Genomic DNA, 12,334 nt, shown 5'->3' on the forward strand with positions numbered 1-12,334 from the left:
TTTAGGAGTTGGGTTATAGGGGTTAGAGGCTAGGTTACAGGAGCTAGACTTTTAGGAGTTAGAAGTCAGGGGTTGGGAACTAGTCATTATGTCTAAGCCAACAGCTATCTGCTGTGAGATCCAACCGATTCATTGCTCTTCACATAAAAGCACGTCACTCCGGGCTTGGTCCGGAGTCTGTCGGTTAATTGCATTTTAGGAGGGTTCATCCTTCACTTGTTCACTAATACCTAAATATTAAACAAAATGAAAACTATACAAATACATCCTTCTTGGCTGGCCCAGGGTTGGCGGGAGGAGCTTACACACAAAGAGCGACTTTTTATAGCTACGCTATTCTTTCCTGTGATATGGATCCTGGTATCCCTAGTGTTGCAGCTATTTGATCCAGCTATCGGGGTCTTGGACTTTGGCATGCTTACCGTGCTCATCTTTGGACTTCTCACCGGCTGGCTCGCGATATATATCAGTTTTTGGTTGCAGGAGCTCCTGTGGCATCCTTTTAAAATCTTTCGCAAACAATTTGGCCAACATTTTAACTTACTCACATCATGGCAACAATGTATTCTTTATTTCTCGGTGTTCTTTTTATTGCTCTATGCAGTGTTGAAGGGAGTAGAGATCGTCCTGTAATATATCCTTATGCCCGGCTATCACCAGAGCTAGTGGACAAGGCTTGGACTCTTGGCCGATACCAAGTGTCAGGCCTGTCCAACATAGCGGACAAGAGGGTCCGCATCATCGCTATCGCTAAAGCCGAGCTTGGTGTCCAAGAAGCTACTGGTCGCAACGATGGCAATCGTGTGGAGCAATATCTCGCCTATACCCACCTAGGCAAGGGTTATGCCTGGTGTGCTGCTTTTGTCAGCTGGTGCTACGGGCAGGCAGGACTTCCTGCACCGCGTAACCCGTGGAGTCCGGCCCTCTTTCCAAAGACGAAGGTGTACTGGCAATCGGGCAAATGGATGCGTGGTCGTAAGGATAGGGTAGAAGCAGCAGACTTATTTGGTATCTATGGCCAAGGCACAGGTCGAATAGACCATACTGGGCTCATCCAATGGTGGGAAGGCAACTATCTTATTACTGTAGAGGGTAATAGCAATGACCGGGTCGAGTCTAGGCGTAGACATCTGAGGACGGTATATGCACTGGCGGATTGGATTGGTGATTAGAGCCGGGAGTTAGGTGATAGAGATTAGGAGTTAGATTACAGGGGCTAGGTGTTGGAGATTTGTCATTCGTCACTCTGGGCTTGGTCCTGAGTCTGTTGCTTAATTACACTTTAGGAAAGTTCCCCCTTAGCTGCCCACTCGTCACGAATCACTATGTCACTGGTCACTGTGTCAAAATAGCACGTCACTCCGGACTTGATCCGGAGTCTCTGGGTTAATTGCACTTTAGGAAAGTTTCCCTTTCACTGTCCACCCTTCACTGATCACTATGTCACTAGTCCCACATTACTATTATTAAATCATAACTTATGAAAGCAATCCCTACGTCTGCCTACTGGCGGATTATTACACACAGTCTCCTTATCTTCGTCTTTTCCTTTTGCCGATCGGCGAAGGAGCGGCAGCAACACGAGCGCTACAATACCCAAGCACTTGCGGTATCAGGACAGCAAAGCTGGTTACAGTACGTGGATAGAGACAGTTCGGCTAGGTACTGGTCAGTCATGACCGATTCTCCGTTCTTTTTTCATCCCGATATGGGGCTTTGGGCCCAAGGAGGTCGGGTACAAGCAAATGAGCACACCATTCATCAACATCAACGGCAATGGAATACCAGTGCTCGAGATAGTACACAACATGTTGAGGAATATGACCATTGGGAAAGTAAACGCAGCACGAGGCAGCTCCCCTGGTATGTATCTGTTACAGCAGTAGCACTTTTAATCTTGATGGTTGTCTGGCGGATGGTTTTTAAGGGATAGAGACTAAGGGTTAGATTGTAGGAGTTAGACTTTCAGGAGCTAGAGATTAGGTGTTAGGGGATAGACTCCATATAACAGCGCGTCACTCCGGGTTTGATCCGGAGTCTGCTGGTTAATTGTGCTCTAGGGAGGTTCCTCCTTTGCTGTCCACTTGTTACTCGTCATTATTCAAGTGTTAGAGGCTAGGCTCCACATAACAACACGTCACTCCGGGCTCGGCCCGGAGTCTGTTGGTTGATAGCATTTTAGGACGGTTCCTCCTTTGCTGTCCACTTGTTACTCGTTATTATTCAGGAATTAGCGATTAGGGGATAGGTGTTAGGTACAGATACGTCACTCCGGGTTTGGTCCGGAGTCTGTTGGTTAATTGCATTCTAGGGAGGTTCCTCCTTTGCTGTCCACTTGTTACTCGTTATTATTCAGGAATTAGCGATTAGGGGATAGGTGTTAGGTACAGATACGTCACTCCGGGCTCGGTCCGGAGTCTGTAAGTGTATAGTAATACCGCAGTTGTAGTACGTTATTTAATTGACGGTTTCTAGTCACCAATTACTCCACCAGCCATGTGCCAATTACCCTCTGCCAAAATAAATTTGCACTTCTGTCCAATAACGAGTACTTTTATTGCTCACTATATTGGACAATGCTAGGATCCTTAATTACATCGAAGACACGTTTAAAGTTACTGATCAAATTTTTTGTCAGTGCGACGAGCAAAGGACATTTGCGCGGATTGGCCGATGAATTTGACGAATCCACTAATGCTATCCGTAAAGAACTGAACCAATTATCAGAGGCTGGGTACCTGAACAAGGAGCAAGCACAGAATCGGGTGGTGTACCGCGCCAATACCCGTCATCCCTTGTTTGGGCCCCTCCAACAGTTGATTCGCACCTATTTAGGGATGGATGATTTAGTAGATCAGGTATTGGAGCGCGCTGGAGATGTGCATCAGGTGATTTTGGTCGGAGCTTATGCCCAAGGTATTGAAGCCAATCATATCGACGTCGTTGTTGTAGGCGATGCATTAAATTCGGCATATTTATTGCAGTTAGCGGACAAAACTTCTACTTTGATAAACAAGACCGTGACCATTACCTTTGAAAAACCGGTGAGCAAGGCGCAGATTATTATATATCAAAAGGAGGATTAGGGTTTGGATAAGAAGAGGATACAAATTATTAAGTTTAACTTGATTAGGGGAAATTCTTAAATTAAAGCGAATTTTGAATAGAATCGAAGAAAATGCATCAGATGTTGTTAGTAATGCTAGTATCGCCGTCATAGGACTGGGATATGTAGGATTGCCTTTAGCCATTGAATTTGCTAAAAAATACGATGTTTTGGGCTTTGATATTAATACTAGTCGTGTTAAAGAACTTAGTGAGGGAAAGGATCGCACACAAGAGGCTAATTTGACTGATTTAACTCATGTGATAGACTTAAAAGCCCTAGCTCAACCTTTGGTTGGGTTATCTTTTTCAAGTCAAATAGATGATCTACGAAAATGTAACACATTTATTGTCACAGTACCAACCCCCATAGACCAATTCAAAGCGCCAGATTTGACCCCCTTGATTAGAGCATCAGAGATGCTTGGGGCAGTTTTAAAATCTGGAGATATTGTCATTTATGAATCTACCGTATATCCCGGATGTACAGAAGAGGATTGTGTCCCTATACTGGAAGGTGTCTCTGGTTTGATATTCAATAAGGATTTTTTTGTAGGCTATTCACCCGAACGGATTAGTCCTGGAGATAGAGTCCATACTTTAACTAGTATAACCAAAGTGACTTCAGGATCAACGCCTGATATTGCAGACAGAGTAGATAATTTGTATCGTTCTATTATCACAGCAGGTACGCACAAAGCTCCTAGTATTAAAGTTGCCGAAGCATCCAAGGCTATAGAGAATGCACAGCGAGATGTTAATATTTCATTTGTGAATGAGTTGGCTTTGATATTTGATCGTATTGGTATCGATACCAATGATGTACTAGATGCCGCAGCAACGAAATGGAATTTTTTAAAGTATAGGCCTGGATTGGTAGGTGGACATTGTATAGGCGTCGACCCATACTATTTGGCGCACAAAGCACAATCCTTGGGTTATCACCCTCAAGTTCTCTTATCGGGGCGCCGGGTCAATGATACGATGGGCGCTTTTGTAGCGGATAAGGTCGTGAAGTTGATGATTCAAAAGGACCATAAGATTAAGGGCGCTCGTGCGTTAATAATGGGGATTACCTTCAAAGAGAATTGTCCAGATGTACGCAATACGCGTGTTGTTGATATCTATCACGAATTGATGTCTTTCGGATTGGAAGTAGATATCTATGACCCATGGGCGGATGTAGCAGAAGTCCAAGTTGAGTACGGACTAGCTATTGCAAATCAAATAGATGAGTCGATTTTATATGATGCCGTAGTTGTCGCAGTAGCCCATAATGAATTTTTAGAATTTGATTATAAAAAAATAAAACGCAATAATGGAGTGGTCTTCGATACTAAAGCTTGTTTGAATCGGCATTTGGTTGATGGAAGGTTGTAAAAAGTAAAGATAAAATTGAAAATGATAAAAAAGCGAATCTTAATAACAGGTGGAGCCGGTTTTATTGGCTCTCATGTCGTCAGGGAATTTGTGAATAAATATCCCGAATACCAGATTGTCAATTTGGATGCTTTAACTTATGCAGGGAATTTGGAAAACTTGAAGGATATAGAAGATAAATCTAACTATACCTTTGTTAAAGCTGATATTACTAATGCGAAACATATTGTAGAGGTTTTTAGAGAGTATCAGCCAGATGGGGTCATTCACTTGGCTGCCGAATCGCATGTAGACCGCTCTATTTCGGATCCTTTGGCCTTTGTCATGACCAATGTTATTGGTACCGTCAACCTGCTCAGCGCAGCTCATGATATTTGGAAAGATAATTACGAAGGTAAACGTTTTCATCATGTCTCCACTGATGAAGTGTATGGTACATTGGGTGAGACTGGGCTCTTTACAGAAAATACTGCTTACGATCCACATTCTCCCTATTCTGCCTCTAAGGCATCTTCAGACCACTTTGTAAGAGCTTATCAGGATACCTATGGATTGCCAATTGTGGTGACTAATTGTTCGAATAATTACGGACCCAATCATTTTCCTGAGAAGCTGATACCTTTGTGTATCCATAATATTTTAAACGGCAAGCCACTTCCTATTTATGGTGACGGCAAATTTACTCGGGATTGGTTATATGTGGTTGATCATGCCAAGGCGATAGACTTGGTCTTTCATCAAGGTCAGATTGGAGATTCCTACAATGTGGGTGGTTTTAATGAATGGCAAAATATTGACTTGGTCAAAGAATTGTGCAAGCAAATGGATGAAAAGCTCGGTAAGCCAACAGGCACTTCAGTCCAGTTAATCACTTTTGTCAAAGATCGTCCGGGCCATGATTTACGTTATGCAATAGATGCCACGAAAATCAATAAGGAGCTAGGGTACGAACCGTCGGTTACCTTTGAACAGGGATTGAGTAAAACCATTGATTGGTTCTTGAATAATCAAGATTGGCTGGATAATGTGACGTCCGGAGGATATCAGAAGTATTACGAAATACAATATCAGGGTTAGCATGAAAGTAACAGAAACAAAGTTAAAGGGCTGTTTTATATTGGAGCCTACAAAGTTTGGGGATAGCAGAGGGTATTTTTTTGAAAGTTTTAACGAAAACACTTTTAATGAATTGACAGGTACAAAAATCCGATTTGTTCAAGATAACCAATCCTATTCTACAAAGGGGGTTCTTCGGGGTTTGCATGCACAACAGGGTGAATATGCGCAGGCAAAGCTAGTGCGAGTTCTGGAAGGGACAGTTATAGACGTTGCGGTAGATGTCCGTGTTGATTCGCCAACATTTGGTGAACATGTTGCAGTGGAGCTCTCTGAAGAAAATAATTTGCAGCTTTTTGTGCCAAGAGGTTTTTTACATGGATTTGTTGTTGTGAGCGATGTAGCAACATTTTTCTACAAATGTGACAACTTTTATAATAAGGAGTCAGAGTACGGAGTGAAATTTGATGACCCTAGTTTGGGAATCAACTGGAATATACCGAAAGAGGAATTAATTGTTTCGGATAAAGATTTAGTGTTGTCTTCTTTTGCAGAGATATTTAAGTAATAAGAAAGTATGAGGAAAATACTTGTCACTGGTTCGAAAGGACAGCTTGGGTCGGAATTAAGAACTTTATACCAAGACCGAAAGGATGTAGATACATTTTTTTTGGATAGAGGCGAATTACCCTTGGAGCAAACGTCTATTATTCAGGATATTTTGGGTATATACCAGCCAGACCTTATTATTCATGCAGCAGCGTATACAGCTGTTGACAAAGCTGAAGGAGAAGCTGAATTGGCGAATGTGGTCAACCACTTGGCTAGCGAAGAGATTGCGCAGTATTGCCATGTCCATGGGACAAAGCTGATTGCAATTTCAACTGATTATGTGTTTGATGGGACGTCCTCTATGCCTTTAGATGAAGATGCAGTTGTTGAACCAATCAATATCTACGGTTCAACTAAATTGAAAGGGGAGGTAGCCGTGCAAAAGTGGTTGCCGGATGCAATTATCATCCGTACATCATGGGTGTATTCAATATATGGTAGTAACTTTGTCAAAACAATGATTCGCTTAATGACTGAAAGAGATGAAATTTCCGTAATTGAGGATCAAGTCGGTTCGCCAACCTATGCTAAAGACTTAGCACAAGCTATCGTTGATATCATCGACAGAAATCATTGGGTAGGTGGAATGTATCATTATTCAAACGAAGGAGAGATTTCTTGGTATAATTTCGCTACTGCGATTAAAGAAATACAAGGATTGAATTGTACTATCAATCCAATTCCTACTAGTCAATATCCAACGCCGGCAAAGCGTCCAAAGTACTCCTTGCTAGATAAATCGAAGATAAAACGTACTTTTAATATAAAAGTTCCAGATTGGAGAGATAGTTTGGCGGTGATGTTAAGCAAATTATTGTAATAAGACGGTAACATATTAGCCAAAGGCCTTAGCGTTATAAGTTTAAATACTAATATCTAAATACTAATATCTAAAAACATGAAAGGAATAATATTAGCTGGAGGATCGGGTACACGACTACACCCTCTAACATTGGCCGTGTCCAAGCAGTTGATGCCAGTATACGATAAGCCTATGATATATTACCCCCTGTCTACTTTAATGTTGGCAGGGATTAATGAGATATTGATTATTTCTACACCACAGGACTTGCCCAATTTTGAAAAGTTGTTGGGAGATGGCTCGCATTTAGGTTGCAAGTTTTCTTACAAAGAGCAACCGAGCCCGGATGGATTAGCACAGGCCTTTATCTTGGGTGAGGAGTTTATCGGTGATGATAAGGTAGCTCTAATCTTGGGTGATAATATATTCTACGGATCAGGTATGTCCAAGCTATTGCAGTCATCGGCAAACCCCGAGGGAGGAATGGTATTCGCTTACCCAGTAAACGATCCGGAACGCTATGGTGTGGTAGAATTTGATATGGTTAATAACGTAGTTTCCATAGAAGAGAAACCCGCTCAACCAAAGTCAAATTATGCTGTACCGGGTTTGTATTTCTACGATAATGATGTTGTGAAAATAGCGAAAAGCATCAAGCCTTCACGTAGGGGTGAGTTGGAGATTACCGACATCAATAAGGAATACCTTAAAAGAGGCAAACTTAAAGTGGGTGTATTCGATCGGGGAACCGCTTGGTTGGATACCGGGACTATTCAGTCACTGATGCAGGCTGGCCATTTCGTACAGGTCATCGAAGAGCGACAAGGGATGAAAATCGGTGCAATAGAGGAAGTTGCCTTTCGAATGGGGTATATAGATAAGCAACAGTTGAATCTTGTAGCACAGCCCCTTATAAAATCAGGTTATGGTGAGTATTTGATAAAAGTTTGTGAATTGTAGTTGTATGAAAAGGAATCTAATGATATTTGGAACAAGGCCAGAGGCAATAAAGATGGCACCATTGATAAAGGAGTTTATAAAGAAAACGGAGGAGTTTGATACTAAAGTTTGTGTTACAGCCCAACATCGCCAAATGTTGGACCAGGTTTTGGATTTTTTTGAGATAACGCCTGACTATGATTTGGATCTTATGAAACCCGATCAGGATTTATATTCTTTGACGGCGGATATTATCACAAAATTGAAACCAGTTTTAAACGAATTTAGACCTGATTATGTCTATGTGCATGGAGATACCACTACTTCTATGGCTGCCAGTATAGCAGCATTCTACTCGGGTGCAAAGATATGTCATATTGAAGCTGGACTAAGGACAAATAATAAAAGATCTCCTTTCCCTGAGGAGATTAATCGACAAATTACCGGTCGAATTGCGGATTTTCATTTTGCACCTACTGATGCTTCTCGAAATAATCTTCTGCGTGAGAATGTTAATGTCAATGATATTTTGGTAACTGGTAATACTGTAATCGATGCGCTAGTCGAAAGCGTAACTAAAGTTAATACCTTACAAAATGATGAGATTAATCAATTAAAAAATACTATCGATCGAAGTAGGAAAATTATACTAGTTACTGGACATAGACGTGAAAATCATGGAAAAGGTTTTGTTAACATTTGCGTCGCCCTTAAAGAAATTGCTCATGAGCATACAGATGTACAAATTATATATCCTGTACATCTAAATCCAAATGTTAAGGGGCCAGTTTATGAGATTTTATCTGGAATTCAGAATATTAATTTGATTGAACCTCTTTCTTATCCTGCGTTTGTATGGTTGATGGATCAGGCGTATTTGATTATCACCGATTCCGGTGGTGTTCAAGAAGAGGCTCCAAGTTTGGGCAAACCTGTGCTGGTAATGCGAGATTCAACGGAGCGACCTGAAGCGGTAGCCGCTGGTACTGTTATATTGGTCGGCACTGATAAAGAGAGAATAGTGGACGAAACACGATTACTGTTAGTTGATACAACGAGATATGAAAAAATGAGTGGATTGCATAACCCTTATGGAGACGGAAAGGCTAGTTATAGAATTGTTGAATTTATGGCCCGGCAAAATTAAAAATGGCTGGGAGAGTAAGTTTAATGAGAGAAACTCTCATCTATACCGTAGGTAGTTTTGGCTCAAAGATATTATCATTCCTATTAGTTCCGCTCTACACTTTTTATCTTACAAAATCAGAAATGGGAGAATATGATCTTTTTATGACCTCTATAGCTTTGTTTGTACCAATAGTGTCATTACAATTGTCGGATGCTGTTTATAGGTGGTTGGTAGAAATTGACGAGGAAGAAACTAGAGAAAGGATGTTGCCTACAGTTTTTACGAGCTCTTTCTTGTTGTTGCTGATTACGTATGCTGTGTTTAGTTTAGGCTTTATAGGCTATTGTCAACTCTTCGGTATGAACAATGCTGTGGTATTTTTAATATTGCTTATGTTAAGTTCAATGCTTCCATTTCTTCAGAGTGTTTTACGAGGATTAGGAAAAACAAAGGAATTTGCTATAAGTGGATTGGTTACTACATTGTTGATTGTTGGACTGAATATTATCTTATTTCTATTTTTTACGGTGTCGGTAAAAGGGGCTTTGATTGCTAATATTGTAGGTTTTGGTCTGTCTTCGTTGCTTATTGTAGTAAAGTTAAATTTGAATAAGTGTTTTAAGATTGAAGCTTTCGATGTTCAGCTTGTTAAGAAAATGTTGTTGTATTCGCTACCTCTTATTCCAAATTTGATAAGTTGGTGGTTAATTTCGTCTGCCAGTAAATTTATCATTTTGGATAAGTTGGGAATAGAAGCAAACGGGGTTTACGCCATTGCAAACAGATTTCCTTCAATGTTGGTTTTGATAAACTCTGTATTAATATTACCCATTCAAGATTCTTTGCTAAAGCAACGGTCAGATTTTCAATATTTTATATCGATTGTTCAAAGGTTTGTTCGGTTTGAACTGATCGTGGTTGTTTTGCTCTCCGTTGGAAGCCCAATTTATGTCAAGTTTATGGTAGAAGATAGTTTTTATGAAGCATGGATGTATATGCCATTTTTGTTTCTTGGAGTCGGATTTAACACATTAGCATCCGTGATTGGTATCATATATCAAAAAGAAAAGAAGACGATGCGAATAACGGTCACTACTGTAATAGGTGGAATCATTTCAATACTCCTGTCTTTTCTTTTAGTGTCTGAATTTGGGCTAATGGGAATATCATTATCTTTTTTTGCAGGTTATTTGATTATGTTTTTGCTTCGAACAATTGATCTCAGACATAAATTAAATTTTAAAGCATTTTTACCATCTGACATGTTAGTTTTTTTTGGTTTTATATTGATAATGTATTTACAGATAATACTAGAATTCAAAATGCAACTTTTATTGTTTATTATTACTATGTTTTTTTTGTTTTTTTATTATCGAGTTGATATTCAAAAAGCCTATAATAGTATTAGAAAAAATAAAGAAACTATTTAGTAAATAAATACTATTGGAATGTTTCTCTTATAGATCTAGGTATTCAATGGCGGTGAACATATAGAGGAGTATTCACTCAATATTTAAGGATAGATTTTTTATTGCGTGATGTTCGTATCTTGAATTTGAATTAATGCAAGAGATAATATTTTTTGATTTAGAGTTTGATAATAAATAACCGGGAAATAAGACTTTCTATATTATATGAGAATTAAGGCAATTTGTTTTTTCTTTTTTGTACCTGCTATGGGATTTTTAATCTCATGTAAAAAAGCACCTCCCTTACAGGATCCGATTCCTGATGAGGAAGTCTTAAATTTTAATAAACTATCCGGTGTTGGAGACGAAAAGATAGGTGACGAATTTGACGTAGTCATTTATGGGGGGACTGCTTCAGCCATCATGGCAGCAATTGAGATAGTACAATCCAACAAATCGGTTATTGTAGTTAATCCTCGTGGTTCCGGACTTGGAGGAATGACAACTAATGGTTTGGGTTCAAGTGATTTTACTAGTACCACAATAATAGGAGGATTAGCTGGTAGGTTTTATCAAGACTTGAAGAGAGAGTACTCAAATCCACTTTATTGGATTGATAGTCGCCGAGAGGACTACACAAGGTTAAATGCCTACGGCGATAAAATGATGTTTTTCGAGCCTAAAATGGCACAAAAAATATTGCAACGTTATATTATGCATTATAAAATACCAATTATACACTTAGATAGACTAAACTTAACAAGCGGAGTCGTCAAATCCGGTAACACGATATTGATGATTAAACTAGAGTCTGGAAGATCTATAAAAGGTAAAGTCTTTATTGATGCGAGTTATGAAGGGGATCTAATGGCTAAAGCCGGAGTATCTTATACAGTAGGGAGAGAGAGCTCTTCGACTTACAATGAGGATTTAAATGGAGTTAATGTAAAAACTATGCCTACAGCTGAGTTTCATAGAGGTGTCCAAGACAAGAGAGGGATTTTAAAAAATTGGCGGGAAATCGGGAAATCGGGAGGGGGTGATGAAAAAGTTCAAGCATATTGCTATCGTCTTCCTCTTACCAACGTCGCGGCAAAGATGGTGCCTGTTTCTAAACCGTTGGAGTATAATGAGAATGATTACGATTTCCTTTTTCAATATTCTAGAATCCAACCTGAAAATAAATTCATTGATTTATATCCTTTGCCGAATGGTAAAACAGATACTAATAATAGCGGTCCTATTTCGATAGATTTTGTTGGGGCAAATTATGGCTATCCTGATGGATCACATGAAGTGCGAGATAGAATTGTTGCAAGGCATCGCTCTTATATTCAAGGATTTTTATGGACATTGATTAATCATCCGGACATTCCTAGCAATATTAGGGAAAGATATGGCAAATGGGGGTTATCAAAAGACGAGTTTATAGACAATGACAATTGGCCCTATCAATTGTATGTCCGTGAGGCTCGACGTATGGTGAGTGATTATGTAATGACTCAAGCAGATTGTGAAGGAAAGACTTCTTTGGGGCAATCAATAGGGAAAGCTCTATATGCTTTTGATAGTCACGTGGTACAGCGTTACGTTGCTTTTGATGGGAATGTGAAGAACGAAGGGGGATTTCATAAAGTCTTAAATGTACCTTACACTCTTAACTACGGGTTAATTCTGCCGAAAAAGATAGAATGTTCTAACTTGTTAGTCCCAATCTGTGTTTCTGCATCACATGTTGCATACTCTTCGCTGCGAATGGAACCAACATATATGGTGCTGGGGCAATCGGCTGCTTGTGCAGCTCTAATTGCATTGAAGTATAACCTTGCCGTGCAAGATATTAATTATAATGAATTAAAAGCTTTCTTATTGAATAGGAGGGTGGTTATCTAATGAAATGAA

At 39.8% G+C, this 12,334-nt stretch carries 12 protein-coding genes; all 12 read left to right on the forward strand.

The features are described 5' to 3' along the window. Positions 1-246 precede the first annotated feature (246 nt). The 12 genes from OQ289_RS01715 to OQ289_RS01770 all read left to right on the forward strand — a co-directional run bounded on the left by OQ289_RS01715 (position 247) and on the right by OQ289_RS01770 (position 12,325). Positions 247-633, forward strand: coding sequence for a hypothetical protein (locus tag OQ289_RS01715; RefSeq protein WP_270089148.1), 387 nt, complete (start codon positions 247-249; stop codon positions 631-633). Next, positions 552-1,172, forward strand: a complete 621-nt coding sequence (locus OQ289_RS01720; protein ID WP_270089149.1) for a CHAP domain-containing protein — start codon at positions 552-554, stop codon at positions 1,170-1,172. The genes OQ289_RS01715 and OQ289_RS01720 overlap by 82 nt, the downstream gene beginning before the upstream one ends. Before the next feature lie 308 nt (positions 1,173-1,480). Beyond that, positions 1,481-1,933 (forward strand): hypothetical protein, encoded by a 453-nt coding sequence (locus OQ289_RS01725; RefSeq protein WP_270089150.1) that lies wholly within the window; start codon positions 1,481-1,483, stop codon positions 1,931-1,933. Positions 1,934-2,576: 643 nt separating this feature from the next. Next, complete coding sequence (locus tag OQ289_RS01730; RefSeq protein ID WP_270089151.1) at positions 2,577-3,086, forward strand: ArsR family transcriptional regulator; 510 nt, start codon at positions 2,577-2,579, stop codon at positions 3,084-3,086. Positions 3,087-3,159: 73 nt separating this feature from the next. After that, the gene (locus OQ289_RS01735) at positions 3,160-4,485 is read left to right on the forward strand and encodes a nucleotide sugar dehydrogenase (protein WP_270089152.1); all 1,326 of its coding nucleotides are present in this window, start codon (positions 3,160-3,162) and stop codon (positions 4,483-4,485) included. Between the two features lie 21 nt (positions 4,486-4,506). Then, positions 4,507-5,562 (forward strand): dTDP-glucose 4,6-dehydratase, encoded by a 1,056-nt coding sequence (rfbB, locus tag OQ289_RS01740; protein ID WP_270089153.1) that lies wholly within the window; start codon positions 4,507-4,509, stop codon positions 5,560-5,562. Position 5,563: 1 nt separating this feature from the next. Beyond that, entirely contained in the window at positions 5,564-6,109 is a 546-nt protein-coding gene (rfbC, locus tag OQ289_RS01745; protein ID WP_270089154.1) for a dTDP-4-dehydrorhamnose 3,5-epimerase, read from the forward strand. 9 nt (positions 6,110-6,118) lie between these two features. Next, positions 6,119-6,973: a dTDP-4-dehydrorhamnose reductase gene (rfbD, locus tag OQ289_RS01750; protein ID WP_270089155.1), complete on the forward strand. Its 855-nt coding sequence runs from the start codon at positions 6,119-6,121 to the stop codon at positions 6,971-6,973. A gap of 78 nt (positions 6,974-7,051) precedes the next feature. Continuing rightward, positions 7,052-7,915, forward strand: a complete 864-nt coding sequence (gene rfbA, locus OQ289_RS01755) for a glucose-1-phosphate thymidylyltransferase RfbA (RefSeq protein ID WP_270089156.1) — start codon at positions 7,052-7,054, stop codon at positions 7,913-7,915. A 19-nt stretch (positions 7,916-7,934) separates the two neighbouring features. Further along, positions 7,935-9,041 (forward strand): non-hydrolyzing UDP-N-acetylglucosamine 2-epimerase, encoded by a 1,107-nt coding sequence (gene wecB / locus OQ289_RS01760; RefSeq protein WP_333485562.1) that lies wholly within the window; start codon positions 7,935-7,937, stop codon positions 9,039-9,041. Positions 9,042-9,043: 2 nt separating this feature from the next. Beyond that, positions 9,044-10,453, forward strand: coding sequence for a lipopolysaccharide biosynthesis protein (locus OQ289_RS01765; RefSeq protein WP_270089158.1), 1,410 nt, complete (start codon positions 9,044-9,046; stop codon positions 10,451-10,453). Positions 10,454-10,657: 204 nt separating this feature from the next. Beyond that, the gene (locus OQ289_RS01770; protein WP_270089159.1) at positions 10,658-12,325 is read left to right on the forward strand and encodes an FAD-dependent oxidoreductase; all 1,668 of its coding nucleotides are present in this window, start codon (positions 10,658-10,660) and stop codon (positions 12,323-12,325) included. Positions 12,326-12,334 lie beyond the last annotated feature (9 nt).

It is taken from the genome of Sphingobacterium sp. SYP-B4668 (genome assembly GCF_027627455.1).
In the GTDB taxonomy this organism is placed as follows: domain Bacteria; phylum Bacteroidota; class Bacteroidia; order Sphingobacteriales; family Sphingobacteriaceae; genus Sphingobacterium.